The sequence below is a fragment of the Acidimicrobium ferrooxidans DSM 10331 genome (genome assembly GCF_000023265.1).
Classification (GTDB): Bacteria; Actinomycetota; Acidimicrobiia; order Acidimicrobiales; family Acidimicrobiaceae; genus Acidimicrobium; species Acidimicrobium ferrooxidans.
Window position 1 is genome coordinate 1,900,825 of record NC_013124.1, and the last position, 15,121, is coordinate 1,915,945.

The following is a 15,121-nucleotide window of genomic DNA, read 5'->3' on the forward strand; positions in this document are numbered from 1 at the left end:
CGCTTGCCCGGGGATACTGCCGAGCCAGCCTACCGGCCCGCGGCATCGGAACCACGAGGTCGCCCGACGAGTACACTCGAAGCGTCGCAGCGTGTGGCCCCCGTAGCTCAGGGGATAGAGCACCGGCCTCCGGAGCCGGGTGCGCAGGTTCGAATCCTGCCGGGGGCACCAGAGCGTCGCGCGTCGACGAGCCTGGTGCCTGAGCCTGGCGACTTGAGCACCCGTCGACGACGCGTGGTTCCGACGAGGGCACGTCCCAGTGGGCTCGCATCCGGTGGGCTCGGTCCCCGATCGAGCGAGGCCGGTACTCCGTTGCTACCGAGCCAGCTTCGCGAGGATCGCCTCACGTGCGGCCTCGCGATCGTCCAACCGGTAGACCGTCTGGCCCACCCGGAAGGTCTGCTCGTGGCCGCGCCCCACGATGAGCACGACGTCGGACTCCTCGGCGATCTCGATCGCGTGGCCGATCGCTCCACGCCGATCGAGTTCCACGATGATCTGCTTGTGGTCCACGTCGAGCGTGCCTGCGAGCAGCTGCGCCACGATCTCACCTGGGTCTTCGTCGCCAGGATTGTCGGCCGTCAAGATGGCGACGTCGGCGGTCGCTGCGGCCCGTCCCAGCTCGGGACGCTTCAGGCGGTCACGTCGGCCCCGAGCCCCCGCAACCAGAATCACTCGTCCCTTCGGGGAGAGCGCTCGTGCGGTCGCAATGAGCGCTCGCAGCGAATCCGGCGTGTGCGCGTAGTCGACCACGACCGTGAACGGTTGTCCCGCGTCGATCCGCTGGAAGCGCCCCGCGACCTGATGACACTCGGCCAGCCCCCGCTCGATCGTGTCGCCCTCGATCCCGAGCGCTTCTGCGACCGCCACCGCCGCTGCCGCGTTGTAGGCGTTGTGAATGCCGTAGATGGGCACACGCAGACGCCAGCGACGCCGGCCGCCGACGACCACGGTGAAGATCGTCCCGTACTCGTCGTAGCGCACGTCCTCGACGCGATAGTCCGAAAACGGGGCTGGCCCGTAGGTCACCGCAGGGATGCGAACCTGGGTCGCGAGCCGCACGCCCCACTCGGTGTCGGTGCCGATCACCGCCTGCTTGGTTCGCTCGGGTAGGAAGAGCTGGGCCTTGGCCGCGTAGTACTGCTCGATGGTGCCGTGATAGTCAAGGTGCTCGGGCGAGAGGTTGGTGAAGACCCCGATTCGAAAGCTCGTGCCGTCGATACGGTGCTGGTCGATTCCGTGCGACGACACCTCCATCACGACGGAGTCGACTCCGTCGTCGACCATCTGCCGGAGCAAGCGATGCAGCTCGGGCGCCTCGGGCGTGGTGAACATCGACGGACGGTTGGAGTCCCCGAAGCGCGCCTCGATGGTGCCGATGAGTCCAGTTCGGCGGCCGGCAAGGCTCAAGATGGAGTCGATGAAGTACGAGGTCGTCGTCTTGCCATTGGTGCCGGTGATGCCGACGAGATCGAGCCGCTCCGATGGACGGCCGAAGAACCCCGCGACGAGCCCGCCGATCGCGTGCCGCACCGACGGAACCACGAGTTGCGGGATGTCGAGTGCCACCTCGTGCTGCACGAGCAGCGCGACGGCGCCACGCGCGATCGCATCGCTGACGAAGTCATGACCATCGAAACGCGATCCCCGCGTCGCACAGAACATCGCTCCAGGCGAGACCGACCGTGAATCCAGCGTGATGTCGGCGATCGCCACCGAGGGGTCGCCCACCAGACGAGCGCTTGGCACGAGTCCATGCAGATCACGCAGCGTCAGCACAACGGCCCTTGCCTCTTCCTCTCTGGGTTCTTCAGCTAGGCTAGCGCTCCCCATGGAGCGATCAACGGCCCCCTCTCCCACCTCGCACCCAGCGATCACCGTGAGCGTCGTCATCGCCGCCTACAACGCCGCGGCCACGATCACCGACGCGCTCGAGAGCGTGCACCGCCAGCAGTATCCCCCGATCGAGATCATCGTCGTCGACGATGGCTCGACCGACGACACCATCGCGGTCGTCGAGCGCAGCGGCCTTACGAGCGCCATCATCCGTCAAGCCAATCAAGGCCCGTCGCGTGCTCGCAACGCCGGGGTCCGCGCAGCCCACGGAGACTGGATCGCGTTCCTCGACGCCGACGACGTGTGGCATCCAGCCAAGCTCGCCGAGCAGGTCGCGGTCGTCGAGCGCCACGGCGACGCAGCGATCGTCGCCACCGATTGGGCGCGGGCCCTCGACCAGCTCGGGGTGCCTGCCGCGAGCCACCTGGAGTGGTTCGGCTACCGCGACCTCGTCGTCTTGAATCGCTTTCAGACCTCCACCGTCCTCATGCGACGCGCTGTGCTCGATGCGATCGGAGGATTCGACGCCTCGCTCGACGGCGTCGAAGATTGGGACTGCTGGTTACGCGGTGCACTCCACGGCCCGGTGGCACTCCTTCACGCCCCGCTCGTCCTCTACCGCGACAGTCCGGGTGGCGTCTCGAAGGATCTCCGACGCCTGCGCGCAGGAGCGATCGCCGTCATGGAGCGCGAGCGCCAGCGCGGGGTGCTCCATCCCGACGACGCACAGGACCTTCTCGCATGGCACCTCGAACGGCTCTTCGTCGCCGAGGTCCTGGTTCGCGATTGGCCCGGTGCGCTCGACGCGCTGAAGGACGTCCTGCTCGCTCCGCCCCACGCTCACCTTCGCGCTGCGAGGGGCCTCCTCGGACCGTTCCTCCTCGAACGACTCAACCGGCGGCGCGGTCGCGCCGCGGCGTGATGACGTGGTGCCACAACCAGAGTCCGAGCGCCACCACCACGATCGCCGCCAGCACAGCCGTACTGGTCAGGCTTGCCGAGGTGAGGACCGAGCTGTAGTTCCTTCCAGCCACGTAACCGAGACCCGTGTAGAGCGCTGCCCACCCGACGCCACCTACCACGTTGGCCGGCAGAAAGCGACGACGATAGGGCATCTCGGCCATGCCCGCGATGCCCGGCACCAGCACACGAAGGACGGTCGTGAAGCGACCGACGACGACGCCGAGTGCTCCCCTGCGTTGGACGAATCCAACCGCTCGGTCACGTTGTCGCTTCGAGAGCAGGCGCTCCGGGACCTTGGCAAGGAGCGGCTCGCCGAAACGGCGCCCCACCCAGAACCCGACCGAGTCACCGACGATGGCCCCCAGCGCAGCCAGTGATCCTGACTCCCACACCGGGAACCGGTGCTCCGCAGCGAGCACCCCGCCGAGCACCACCGACGTCTCGCCAGGGAAGATGAACCCGAGAAAGATCGACGACTCGAGAGCTGGAAAGCCAAAGACCAGGACCAAGACCAGCCATGTCGGAACCGACAGCAAAAGCCGAATGAATACCGCCACGCCACGCGCTCCCCGAGTAGGCTAGATCGGGAGACTAAGGAGTCCGATGGTACTCGCAGACGTGCTCGGTCCGTTCGACCTGATCGTCGTGTTGATCGTAGCGCTCCTCATCTTCGGCGGTTCGAAGCTCCCGAAGGTCGCACGCTCACTCGGAACAGCGACCCAAGAGTTCAAGCGCGGCGCCCAGGAAGGTCCGAAGCGCACGACGTCGGAGCCCCCTTCGCCAGAGAGTCCCTCCAGCGACGACGCAAGCTCCTAGCGCGGCACGCCCCACCGCGCTGTCGCACCACCATCGGTGATGCGTAATCGCCTGTGACAGGTGTGGGTGATGCGAATCGGTGCTGCGTGACGTCACCTCGCACCCGTGAGCGCGAAGGCTCGTCGGCACCAAGACGAGGAACCAAAGACCGGCTCAGTGCCACCTGCCCCGGGGACGGCTGCGACGCTCGGCCCGACTATCGGTACGACCGTGCGAGCGCTCACGCACGAGTCTCTTCATCGCGCGCTCCGGGCATCGCGGCTCCCGCGCGAAGCTCCCGTCGACACGATTCACTCCGGCACCACATGCTGGCGGCGCTGCGCGTACGCACGGACGGAGAGCGTCCGGCCCGAGCACCCAGCTCACCCTGGTTCGATGGCTCGTGCGGACGCACAGGCATCTGCTCGCTCGCCCAGGAGTGTCCACACGGCCGAGAGACTCTCTAGGGTGGCGTTCTAGGAGGTGGCGATGCGAGCAGCGTTCTACCGTCGCTTTGGGTCACTCGACGACCTCGAGGTCGGTGAGCTCGACGAACCCAAGCTCGGGCCCGACTGGGTCCGCGTTCGCGTTGAGGCCGCGGCCGTCAATCCCGTCGATTGGAAGATTCTCCTCGGTCGCCTAGCCCCGATGATCTATGCCACGTTTCCAGTCGTACCCGGTTGGGATGTCGCGGGCACGGTCGAGGAGGTCGGACCTGCCGTCACGCGCTTTGCACCCGGCGACCCGGTCTTCGGCTATGCCCGCCTCGACTTCGTGCACGTCGGCACGTTCGCCGAGATCACCTGCGTCCCCGAGCGAGTCCTAGCACGCCGCGACGGCATCGACGCGGCCACCGCAGCCGCGATCCCCCTGGCCGGCCTCACGGCCTACCAGGCCCTGACCGAACGACTCACAGTCGCAGCAGGCGAACGTCTCCTGGTGGCAGCCGGAGCCGGAGGCGTGGGAAGCTTCGCAATCCAGATCGCGCGGATCCTCGGTGCTGACGTCCTCGCGACGGGGTCGGCCGCGAGCGCCACGGCGATCAGCGACCTCGGTGCCGAGCCGATCGATCGCACCGTCGCGCTCGCGGAGGCTCTCGGTGGGCGGCGGATCGACAAGGCACTCGATCTCGTCGGTGCAGACTGGTCCCGCGAGGCGCTTGCGATCCTCGCCGATCCTTCGCGTCTCGCCTCGGTCGCCGACCCGAGCGTGCGGGCCCTGGGAGGGCACTACGTCTTCGTTCGACCAGACCCCGACGGCCTCGACACGCTCGCCGGATGGGTTCGAGAGGGACGTCTCACTGTTCCGATCGCCGAACGATTCGAGCTCCGCGACGTGCGCCAGGCCTTCGAGCTCTCCATGGGGGGCCACACCCGAGGCAAGATCGTGATCGACGTCGACGCATGACCGTCCTGCTCGACCCGTCCGACGTGACCGCTCGGCTGACGCCTGCCATTGCCATCGAAGGGGTGCGCGACGCGCTCCGGGCCGCAGCTCGGGGCGAACTTGCCGCCCCTGCGCGCACAGTCGTTGGCGTGGGAGACGGCGCACTCGTCTTCACGATCGGAGCAGCGCCGTACGGCTATGGCTTTCGGGTCTACGATCGGTTCGGCTCGACCTCGGTCGACGACCAGCTCGTCGCGCTCTGGTCGCGAGACGGCCGACTCACGGCGGTTGCCCACGGGCCCGAGCTCGGCCGCCGGCGCACCGGAGCGATCGGCGCGATCGCCATCGACGCGTTGCGTCCACCGGGCCCGCTCACCGTCGGCATCGTGGGTGCGGGACAGCAAGCGTGGCACCAGATCTGGGCCCTTCGCGCGTTGCGCCAGATCCACGAAGTGCGTATCTTTCGCCGCAACGCGGCCGCGCGAGCCGAATGGCTCGAGCGCTTCCGCCGCCTCGTCGACCACGTCGCCGAAGCCGAGACAGCAGAAGACGCGGCGGTCGAGGTCGACGTGGTGATCTTGGCGACTCCCTCGACCCAGCCAGTGGTGGATCCGAGCGCGGTGCCCAAGGACGCCCTCGTCAGCTCCCTGGGGCCCAAGGACATCGGAGCCTCGGAGCTGCCCGCGCTCCTCGTCGATCGTGCACGCATGATCGTCACGGACGCACCAGCCCAACTCGGCCCATCCTCGGTTGCGACCGATCGCGCGCTCACGCCACTCTGGTCGCTCATCGAGGATCCTCCGCGCAGGCGCGAAGGATCCGTCTTCCTTTCGGCGGGGCTCGGAGGGACCGAGGTCGCCGTCCTCGCGCGCGCTCTCGACGCTCGCGCCGGCTGACTTTTCGGCCACCCAACCCGCCCACGGCGCACCTCCGTGCGACCGGGAGGGAGGGAGCGACGACAGAACAACGACCCTTGGCGCGCCGCCCCACTCCGGCCATTACGGGCTCGGTACCTTCTCGCGACCTCAGCGCGACCGCGCCGAGCCAACCGCACCCGGAGCCCTACCATGCCCTCGATCGATGGTCGGCCACCTCCCGCGACCCTGCTCCGAGACGAGGGAGCGGCGGGGCTCGTGTGCCCCGCCGCTCCAAGCCACACTGCCCGCCGCGCTACTCGCGCGTACGGGCCATCCCGGCGTTCTCCGGCTCCGACCAGGAGGCGCGCTTCGACTCTTGGGTCGCCCCGTACGCTGCACCGAGCACGAAGCCGATCCCGATCATCACCAACCAGACTCCGTACACGAAGCCCAGCGCGACCAACCAGACGCCAGCGCCCAGTACGAACGGGAAGATCGTGTGCTCGGGGAACTGTCCGATCACGCCGGAGATGTCAGCTGGCTCCACGACGGACACGTCCTCGGGGCGCGGCTTCATCCGCCTGGACCACCAGCCGATGTAGAGACCTGGCAACAGCCCAAGTCCGGCCGAGGCCAGCAGCAGCACGGAACCGGTCGACTCGTGGCTCCAGAAGAAGTACACGAGCAAGATGACGACGAAGAACGAACCTACCCCGAGGTAGACCCGCGACTCATTCCGCACTCTCGTCACCTCCCGTCACGACCGGCACTGCATCAGAGTGCTCCGGGTGGTTCATGTCCCACACCGGGCGCGTCGAGCGCACCGGCGGCAGCGAATGGAAGTTGTGCGCTGGCGGCGGCGACGAGGTCGCCCACTCGAGCGTATGACCATCCCACGGGTTGTCACCGGCCGGTACCGGGTGACGCCACGACCAGTAGAGGTTGACGATCAGCATCGCCATGCCGATACCGAGGACGTACGCACCCACCGTCGACACACGGTTCAAGAATGTGAAGTTGGGGGAGTACACGCCCACCCACCGCGGCATCCCGCGAAGGCCAAGCAGGTATTGAGGCATGTAGGTGATCCAGAAGCCGATGAAGCTGATCCAGAAGTGCGCCTTGCCGATCCCCTCGTGCAAGAGCCGCCCGGTGAACTTGGGATACCAGTAGTAGAACCCCGCCAACATCGCGAACACCGTCGTCCCGATGAGCACCTGGTGGAAGTGTGCGACCACGAAGTAGGTGTCGTGCGTGTAGAAGTCGATCGGAGGCGACGCCAACATGACGCCGGTGATGCCCCCCATGACGAACGCCGCGATGAATCCCACCGCAAAGAGCATCGAGGTGTTGAACTTCACCTGCCCACCCCACATCGTCGCGATCCACGTGAAGACCTTGATGCCGGTGGGGACCGCGATCAGCAGCGAGAGTGCCGAGAAGAACGGCAACAGGACCGTGCCCGTGGTGAACATGTGGTGAGCCCACACCCCGGTCGACAGACCCGCGATCGCAAGGGTAGCGAAGACCATCCCCTTGTAGCCGAAGATCGGCTTGCGCGAGAACACCGGGACCACCTCTGAGATCATGCCGAAGAACGGCAGGGCGAGGATGTAGACCTCGGGGTGCCCGAAGAACCAGAACAGGTTCTGCCACATGACGGGCACACCACCGCCGGACACGGTGAAGAAGTGCGCCCCGAAGTGTCGATCCGCGTACAGCATCACGAGCGCCGCCGTCAAGACAGGGAAGGCGATCAGGATCAGGATCCCCGTGATGAGCATCGACCAGACAAAGAGCGGCATGCGAAACATGGTCATGCCAGGCGCACGCAGATAGAAGATGGTGGTCACCAGGTTCACCGCGCTGAAGATGCCCGAGAAGCCCACCATCGCAACGGATGCGATCCACAGGTCAGCCCCGGGTCCCGGCGAGTAGGTCGCCGTCGACAGTGGGGTGTAGCCGGTCCAACCAAAGGCGGCCGCACCACTCGCCGTCAAGAACCCGAACAGCATGGTGGTGCCCCCGAACAGGTAGAACCAGTACGAGAGGCTGTTCAACCGCGGGAAGGCCATGTCCGGAGCGCCGATCATGATCGGCACCAGGTAGTTGGCGAACCCAGCGAACGCGATCGGGCCCGCAAACAGATAGAGCATGATCGACCCATGGATGGTGACCAGAGCGTTGTACGTCTGGAGCGACACGACATGGCCGTTCGGGTTGAACAGCTGCGTGCGCATGAGTTCAGCCATCAATCCCGCGATGAAGAAGAACACCAGCGCGGTGTACATGTAGTTCTTGCCGATCACCTTGTGATCGACGGAGGTGACCCACCGGTAGAACCCCCCCGGCTCCCGATGTTCCCCCTGCTCCACCGGCTGCTCTGCTCCGAGGAGCAGCTCCGGCTCGTGCAGCGTCGTCATGCGCTGGCCCTCCCTTGCTGCTGATGAATCCAGGTCATGAACTGGCTCGCGGACACGACCTTCACGTAGAAGAGCATGTCAGCGTGGTACAAGCCGCACAGGTGCGAGCAACGGCCCACGAAACTCGCATCGTGCTGCGGGGTGAAATCGAAGTAGTTGACGACACCAGGGAGCGCGTACCGCGAGAAGTCGAAGTTCGGAAGGTCGAACCCGTGCACGACGTCGTTCGACACCAGCCGGAACGTCGACGTCTCGCCGACGGGCAGCACCAACGTCGGGTATCCCGTCGGCCCCTGGGTGATCTCGGTGACGTGGTAGCTCGGATAGACGAACTTCCAGCCCCACTGGAACGCCGTCACATCGACGCGCAGCGCCGGTTTCTTCGCGACAGCATCGACCTTGTTCTCCACTCGAACCGTGAAGAAGAACAGCACCGCGACGATCAGGATCGGCACCGCGGTGTAGAAGATCTCGAGCGGCGTGTTGCCGTGGACCTGCTTCGGAATCGCGTCGCCCCGGCGGCGAAACCGGATGATCGCGTAGATGAGCAAGGCAAACGTGATGCCGCCCACGAAGATCGAAGCGACGAAGAACCCCTGCCAGAGGTGGAACGTCGCGTTCCCTTGAACTGTGTTCCCCGTGTAGGCCCCAAACGTCGGTAGCTTGCAGGCCGCAAGCACCGTCCCAGCAGCAGCCACGACCGCAGGTCCGCGGAGTCGTCGACGCCACCGTCGACGATTGGTGATGCTCCGCCTCGACATCTCAGTCACGTGGAACCTCCAGAATCCCCGGTCGCCCATGACCATTGCCGTTACCGCTGCCCGCCGATTCGGACTCGTCGTCCTCGTGTGCATGTCCGTTCGACTGCGGCTGCGTCGCCGCCATCGCCTGCTCCTCAGGGAGCGTCTCGAACGCTTCTTCATGACCGTTGTGCACCTGGAGCTCGACGAAGGCGAACGCACCATCGTCGGTACGACGGATCTCGACCGGAACCTTCGGCTCACCAATGTGCTCCTTGTGCCCGACCTCGCGCGTCAGCAGGTACGTCGCGGTACCGGCGAGCACCGGCATCGCGATCAAGAGCACGCGCATCGTCCACAGCACCAAGTTGAGCGAGGTATCGAAGAAGTTCGCGAGCACGTCGGTCGCACTGGCGAAGAAGAGCACGATGTAGAACATCAGCACGCCCACACCGATGGAGGTCCGCACCGGGTGCTCACGCGGACGATCGCAGATGTTGTGCTCCTCGTTGTCTCGCGTGAACCGACGCTCAATGGCCGGCCAGGCGTACAAGAGCCCAAAGGTGATGCCAGGCAAGAGCACCGCCGGGAAGAACACGTTCGGGATCATGTGTCCGCCATAGGTTGGGCCGAAGACCACCTCCCAGCTCGGCATCAGCCGCAGCGCGCCGTCCAACCAGCCCATGTACCAGTCTGGCTGCACCGCATAGCTCACCTTGTAGGGGATGTAAGGGCCATACAGCCAGATCGGGTTGATCTGCACCAGACCACCGAGCGCCGCGAGCACCGCCGCCGTGATGAAGAAGAAACCACCGGCCTGCAGTGCGTACGCTGGCCAGAACGCGATGCCGACCACGTTGCGATTGGTTCGGCCCCGCCCTGGGTACTGCGTGTGCTTCTGGTGCCACATGATCGCAAGGTGCGCTCCGATCAAGCCCGCGATCGCAGCCGGAAGGATCAGCACGTGGATGATGAAGAAGCGCGGGATGATCGCGGTTCCCGGATAGTTCCCACCGAAGACGAAGAAGGCGAGATAGCTCCCGACCACCGGGATCGAGAGCAGGATCGAGAACGCGATGCGGATGCCCGTGCCGGAGATCAGGTCATCGGGCAGCGAGTAGCCGATGAACCCGTTGATGATCGACAGCACGAGCAGGGTCAATCCGATGGTCCAGTTGATCTCGCGTGGCTTGCGGTAGGCCCCGGTGAAGAAGATGCGCAACAGGTGCACGACGATGGCCGCGATGAAGACATCAGCCGCCCAGTGGTGGATCTGGCGCATGACGAGGCCCGCGCGGACGTTGAACGAGATGTTCAGCGTCGACGCGTAGGCCTCTGACATCCGCTGGCCGCGCAGCGGAGCGTACGAGCCGTGGTAGATCACCTGCTGGGTGGACGGGACGTAGAACAGGGTGAGGAACACGCCCGTGAAGATCAGGACTACGAACGAGTAGAGGGCGATCTCCCCCAGCATGAACGACCAGTGATCCGGAAAGATCTTGTTCAGCGAGTTGCGGACGAACCGTGCCGAGCCAAAGCGGTCGTCGATCTCGTCCGCCGCTTGCAGCGCTCGTTCCTCCAACGTACTCATGCGCCACGCTCCCAGAACCCAGGACCGACGGGCTCGTCGAACCCGGCCTGCGCCCGAAGGACACCCTCGCTGTCGATGTAGAGCGGCAGCTGTGGGAGGGGTCGCGGCGCGGGCCCGAAGACGTTGGTAGCCCCGGTCAAGACGTCGAACAAGCTCTGGTGGCACGGACAGAGGAGCTGCTGGGTGAGTTCCTGGTAGAGACCCACCGGGCACCCTGCGTGCGTGCACACCTTCGAGAACGCGAGATACCCCTGTGGCCCCCACGTCTCACGGCCCGGCCGCGTGACGAGGTCGGTTGTCGCTGGACGAACCAGCACAACCTGATCGATCGCGTTCATCGGGGAGTTCTCCCAACCCTCGGGGAACACCGTCAGCATCCCGCCGACCTCGAGGTCGTTCACCGTGACGACACGACCACTGGCCGTCACAAGCCGTGAACCTGCCTTCCAGTCGGTGAGGAACAGGGACTTCCCGGGGACGGGGCCGAGAGAGCGAAGGAACGGGAAGAGGTTGATCAACCCGAAGGCTCCAACCGACGCACCGAGCAGCCTCAACAAGAACGAGCGTCGCTGCACCTGGTTGAGTCCTCGGCTCAGCGATGCATGCATCGCCTCGCGCTCGACGTCGTCCGAGCGAAGCTCGTGACGCTCCTGCACGTAGGGACCCTGGGGCACGAGGTACTTGCCCCACGCGACGATACCAACGCCGATGCCACCGAGCGCCACGAACAGCAACGCGCCTTCGACCTGTGGCTGTCCACCGAGCCAGTAGGTCACGCCCAAGCCGATAGTGGCGAGCACCGACAAGCTGAACGAGATGGCGATCAGCCGCTCGACGAACGGCCGACGCTCTGGCGTCTCCTCTGTCGAGGAGGTTGGACCAGTCCTCGAGACGGTCATCGAGGAGCCCTCCCGCCGATCCAATAGCCAGCGACCATCAACCCTCCCAAACCGAACACGATCGCAACGAGTCCCTCCGTGACCGGCCCGACATGACCAAGACCCGCGCCGCCGCGATCATTCGGCGCGTGGAGGTACTCGACGTAGCGAACCACGTCGGCGACCTCCTGGTTCGACAGCGTGCCGGGGCCGAACCGTGGCATGTTGCCAGGGCCGGTTCGAATCGCCTCGGCAACTTGCGTCGGGGTGGCCGGATAGAGCGACGGGGCGAACACGTTGTTCGCGAGGGCATCGCCCACACCCGTGATCGTGTGACAGGCGGCACAATCCTCCGAGAAGAGGAACTCACCTCGGGATATGTTGGCCGCCTTCAGATTGACGCTCGGAATGCCAGGACCCCCCGGCGCCAACGACACGATGTACGAGGCGATCGCCTCGGCCTGCTGGTTGGTGAGGCGGGGCGGCTTCTCGATCGCCTGCGTCGTCGGATCGGCGAGCGGCATGCGGCCGGTCGTGATCCAGAAGTCCACCGTGGCGGCTCCGAGGCCCTGCAAGTTCGGCGCACGCGTCGACCCTTGCGCGTCCACACCGTGGCACGTCTCACAGTCCTCAGCGAAGAGCGCTTGCCCCTCGGGAATCAGACGCTTCGGAGGGTTCACGTACACGATCGGTGAACCACCCGACGAGCCGCCGGAGTTCGGTGCCTGCGCCAGTGCCGTCGACGGGGCCGCCACCATGGCCACGGCAGCGAGCGTGCCAAGGCCGGCGACACCAGCGATCGCCGACAGCACGCGCGGTCGTCGCAGCGAACCCTTGCTCAACCAACCCACCGAGTTCACTCCCTTCCTCGGACGCACCTAGTGCACCAGGAACAGGCACGCAAAGAGCGCGACCCACACCACATCGACGAAGTGCCAGTAGTACGACAGCGCCTGGAACCCAGGGAGATGTCGACGTCCCCCCTTGACGCCTCGCAGGCGCAGCAGCAAGAACAACATGGCGACGAGGCCCACGATCACGTGCAGTCCGTGGATCCCCGACATCACGTAGAACAGCGACCCGTAGGCATTGGTCTGCGGACCGAAGGTCAAGGTGGCCCACTCCACCGCCTGGTTCGCGATGAAGGACCCACCCATGACGAAGGTGAGCGCCACCCACCACATCGCCGCACGGGGCCGATCGTGCTCCGCCTCGAACAAGGCCTTCTGCATGGTGACGCTCGACAGCAGCAAGATCGTGGTGAAGATCGCCGACTGCACCGTGTCGAGGTGCGTGCCCGCGGGTGGCCACGGCGAGCCGACGTGTGCTCGGATCGTGAAGTAGGCGGCGAAGAGGCCACTGAAGAACATCAGCTCGGATCCGAGCCACACCATCGTGCCCACACCGAGCAACGACGGTTTCGAGAACCTGATCGGCTCCCGCCGTGGCGCGCCAGCTAGCGTCGCCTCGACCATGAACGCACCCTCCAGCCCACTCAAGCCTCACCCATCTGCGAGTGCCTCGTGGAGCCAGGAGGGAGCCGACGCTGCTGCACACAGCACGACGTGCTGCGTCGCTCGCGTCAACGCGACGTAGATCGACCGCTCTCCCGTCGGTCCCTTCGCAAGGGCCGCCGCATCGAGCACGACTACCGCGTCGAACTCCATCCCCCGAATCCCAGGCACATCCGTCACTCTGATCGTATCGAGGTCGCCGAGTCGAGACAAAATCGAGCCGATACCCCCCACTGTGTTCTCGGCGACGGAGGGGTCGAGGACGAGTGCGACGGAGTGCACCTCGTTCGCGAGCGTCCGCACGCGAGCGAGCGCGAACTCGACCACGTTCTCGCCAAGATCGTCGATCAGCTCCACGGCCCCAGGGGTCCGACGGAGCACGACCTCGGCACCTTGGTCATCGCCGAGGATGCGCTCACGGAGGCGAGCGACCGCTCGTCCGATACGCGCAGGCGAGCGATAGTTCACGCGCAGCTGCTCGATCGACACATCCTTCAGGCGCAGCTGCTCGATGACGGCGCTCCACGGCTGGACCCCCCACGGGGCCAGCGACTGCGCCCGGTCTCCGACGAGTGTGATCGATGAGCCCGACAGCCGCCGGCGTATGGCTCGAGCGGCCATCGGGCTCACATCTTGGGCCTCGTCGACCACGACGTGTCCGAAGACCCGCCCCTCGTGGGTGCCGAGCAGGCTGTCGAGCTCGTCGAGCAGCGGCACGTCCTCGACCTCCCACACGTGCCGAGAGGGATCCTCCCCCGGCTCGAGCGCAAGGAGAGCAGCCTCGTCGGCACTCAAGACGCCACGCGTGGCCGATGCCAGCAGAGCTGGACGCGCGCGCATGTCATAGAGCACCTCCTCGGCGCTCAGACGGGGCCACAGCCGTGCCATCACCCGCTGGAAGGCCTCGAGATGGCGGATCTCCTGGCGCACTTCGCGCACGATGTCCTCGTCCGAGTCATCCGGGAAGCGGGGAGGCCAATCTGCCCCAGGACCGAACAGCGCCACGACTCGGTCGTCACCACCCCACGCCTCCCTGATCAGCGGCCCGCCTTGGAGGACCGCGTGTGCGAGCGCGTCGAGGAGCGCATCTTCGACCGAGCGACGCCGCTGGTTGTGGCCCCCGCGCACGGATCGAGTCGCAGCGATCGCGCGACGTGAGAGCTCGGGCGTCACGGTCAGCACACGAGATCCGAACGGGATCTCGATACGATGGCGGAGCGGACGCTCACGATCGCGAACCGCCCTGGCCAGAACCTTCACCATGCGCGGGCTTCCTCGCAGTGCGCGCGATTCGGGCGTCGAGTCCGTATCGCCAACAAGCGTCCCCGGTCGCAGTGATGCCAATGACCGCAGCTCGACCCCACTCTCGCCGAGCGAAGGCAAGACGTCGCGCACGTAGAGCACGAACCCAGGGGTCGGTCCGACCACGAGCAGCCCCTGGTGTTCGAGCCGCCACCGATAGGTGTAGAGCAGGTACGCCGCTCGATGCAGCGCGACGGCGGTCTTGCCGGTGCCTGGCGAGCCTTCCACCAAGAGCGCGTGGCCAAGAGGTCGTCGAATGAGTTCGTCCTGGTCGGCTTGGATCGTAGCGACGATGTCGACCATCTGAGCTCCGCGCGGTCGCTCGAGCGCTGCGTAGAGCGCGGTCGGTCCGGCAGTCACATCCTCGCTGCCACGCCCCGACAACACCTCGAGCTCGAGCCGACGCAGCTCGCCGTGTTCCACCGCGAGGTGCCACCGACGCTCCACGCCCATCGGCACCTGTGCCGTCGCTCGGTAGAACGGTTCGGCGACCGGAGCGCGCCAGTCGACGACGAGTGGATCGCCGTGCTCGTCCGACAGGGAGACCCGTCCAATGTGGAACCGCTCCTCGTCGTCGCGGTCGAGTCGTCCGAAGACCAAGGCGTGGTCACCAAGTTCGAGGGCCTCGAGTCGACGCAGCGCATTCTCCACGAAGACGTCTCGCTCGAGCCGAGCCTGGTGCGTACCACCACGCTCCTGGGCGAGCGCCTCTTCGAGCGAGCGCTCGACCCCTCCCCGAACCGCGCCAAGCCGCCGATAGGCCAGCTCGACGAAGCGCCGCTCCTCTTCGAACGCCTCGTCGACCACGCGGCCCCACCCTCCTAGACTCGGGAGCA

At 66.1% G+C, this 15,121-nt stretch carries 14 protein-coding genes and 1 tRNA gene; 5 read left to right on the plus strand and 10 right to left on the minus strand.

Annotated features, from left to right (window positions below; genetic code table 11):
- Window positions 1–96: 96 nt before the first annotated feature.
- A tRNA-Arg gene (locus AFER_RS09375) sits at window positions 97–171 on the plus strand.
- Between the two features lie 144 nt (window positions 172–315).
- On the opposite strand, the gene AFER_RS09380 is transcribed toward AFER_RS09375, so the two are convergent.
- Window positions 316–1,893: a UDP-N-acetylmuramoyl-L-alanyl-D-glutamate--2,6-diaminopimelate ligase gene (locus AFER_RS09380; RefSeq protein WP_083769391.1), complete on the minus strand. Its 1,578-nt coding sequence runs from the start codon at window positions 1,891–1,893 to the stop codon at window positions 316–318.
- Between AFER_RS09380 and AFER_RS09385 the strand changes: the two genes are divergently transcribed.
- Window positions 1,880–2,758 carry a glycosyltransferase family 2 protein gene (locus tag AFER_RS09385; protein WP_171788991.1) on the plus strand — a complete coding sequence of 293 codons (879 nt, stop codon included), beginning with the start codon at window positions 1,880–1,882 and terminating at the stop codon, window positions 2,756–2,758. The genes AFER_RS09380 and AFER_RS09385 overlap by 14 nt on opposite strands.
- On the opposite strand, the gene AFER_RS09390 is transcribed toward AFER_RS09385, so the two are convergent.
- Window positions 2,727–3,356, minus strand: coding sequence for a DedA family protein (locus tag AFER_RS09390; protein WP_015799209.1), 630 nt, complete (start codon window positions 3,354–3,356; stop codon window positions 2,727–2,729). The genes AFER_RS09385 and AFER_RS09390 overlap by 32 nt on opposite strands.
- Window positions 3,357–3,402: 46 nt before the next feature.
- On the opposite strand from AFER_RS09390, the gene AFER_RS09395 reads away from it, so the two are divergent.
- From AFER_RS09395 to AFER_RS09405, 3 genes are all read left to right on the plus strand, one after another.
- A complete protein-coding gene (locus AFER_RS09395) occupies window positions 3,403–3,615 on the plus strand; it encodes a Sec-independent protein translocase subunit TatA/TatB (RefSeq protein ID WP_015799210.1) in 213 nt (70 codons plus the stop codon).
- A 468-nt stretch (window positions 3,616–4,083) separates the two neighbouring features.
- The gene (locus AFER_RS09400; RefSeq protein WP_015799211.1) at window positions 4,084–5,001 is read left to right on the plus strand and encodes an NADP-dependent oxidoreductase; all 918 of its coding nucleotides are present in this window, start codon (window positions 4,084–4,086) and stop codon (window positions 4,999–5,001) included.
- Window positions 4,998–5,876 carry an NAD(P)-binding domain-containing protein gene (locus AFER_RS09405; RefSeq protein ID WP_015799212.1) on the plus strand — a complete coding sequence of 293 codons (879 nt, stop codon included), beginning with the start codon at window positions 4,998–5,000 and terminating at the stop codon, window positions 5,874–5,876. Before AFER_RS09400 ends, AFER_RS09405 begins: the two co-directional genes overlap by 4 nt.
- Window positions 5,877–6,150: 274 nt before the next feature.
- Here AFER_RS09405 and ctaF read toward each other — a convergent pair whose 3' ends face one another.
- The 8 genes from ctaF to AFER_RS09445 are packed head-to-tail and all read right to left on the minus strand — an operon-like array spanning window position 6,151 to window position 15,092.
- Window positions 6,151–6,579, minus strand: coding sequence for an aa3-type cytochrome oxidase subunit IV (gene ctaF / locus AFER_RS09410; protein WP_015799213.1), 429 nt, complete (start codon window positions 6,577–6,579; stop codon window positions 6,151–6,153).
- Complete coding sequence (ctaD, locus tag AFER_RS09415) at window positions 6,569–8,260, minus strand: cytochrome c oxidase subunit I (RefSeq protein ID WP_015799214.1); 1,692 nt, start codon at window positions 8,258–8,260, stop codon at window positions 6,569–6,571. The genes ctaF and ctaD overlap by 11 nt, the downstream gene beginning before the upstream one ends.
- On the minus strand, window positions 8,257–9,021 hold the full coding sequence (locus tag AFER_RS09420) for a cytochrome c oxidase subunit II (protein ID WP_049755464.1): 765 nt from the start codon (window positions 9,019–9,021) through the stop codon (window positions 8,257–8,259). Before AFER_RS09420 ends, ctaD begins: the two co-directional genes overlap by 4 nt.
- Before the next feature lies 1 nt (window position 9,022).
- Complete coding sequence (qcrB, locus tag AFER_RS09425; RefSeq protein WP_015799216.1) at window positions 9,023–10,591, minus strand: cytochrome bc1 complex cytochrome b subunit; 1,569 nt, start codon at window positions 10,589–10,591, stop codon at window positions 9,023–9,025.
- The gene (locus AFER_RS09430; protein ID WP_015799217.1) at window positions 10,588–11,490 is read right to left on the minus strand and encodes a ubiquinol-cytochrome c reductase iron-sulfur subunit; all 903 of its coding nucleotides are present in this window, start codon (window positions 11,488–11,490) and stop codon (window positions 10,588–10,590) included. Before AFER_RS09430 ends, qcrB begins: the two co-directional genes overlap by 4 nt.
- Window positions 11,487–12,320, minus strand: coding sequence for a cytochrome bc1 complex diheme cytochrome c subunit (gene qcrC / locus AFER_RS09435; RefSeq protein ID WP_143712021.1), 834 nt, complete (start codon window positions 12,318–12,320; stop codon window positions 11,487–11,489). Before qcrC ends, AFER_RS09430 begins: the two co-directional genes overlap by 4 nt.
- Window positions 12,321–12,347: 27 nt before the next feature.
- Window positions 12,348–12,944, minus strand: coding sequence for a cytochrome c oxidase subunit 3 (locus AFER_RS09440; RefSeq protein ID WP_015799219.1), 597 nt, complete (start codon window positions 12,942–12,944; stop codon window positions 12,348–12,350).
- A 27-nt stretch (window positions 12,945–12,971) separates the two neighbouring features.
- Window positions 12,972–15,092, minus strand: coding sequence for a HelD family protein (locus tag AFER_RS09445; RefSeq protein ID WP_015799220.1), 2,121 nt, complete (start codon window positions 15,090–15,092; stop codon window positions 12,972–12,974).
- Between the last annotated feature and the right edge of the window lie 29 nt (window positions 15,093–15,121).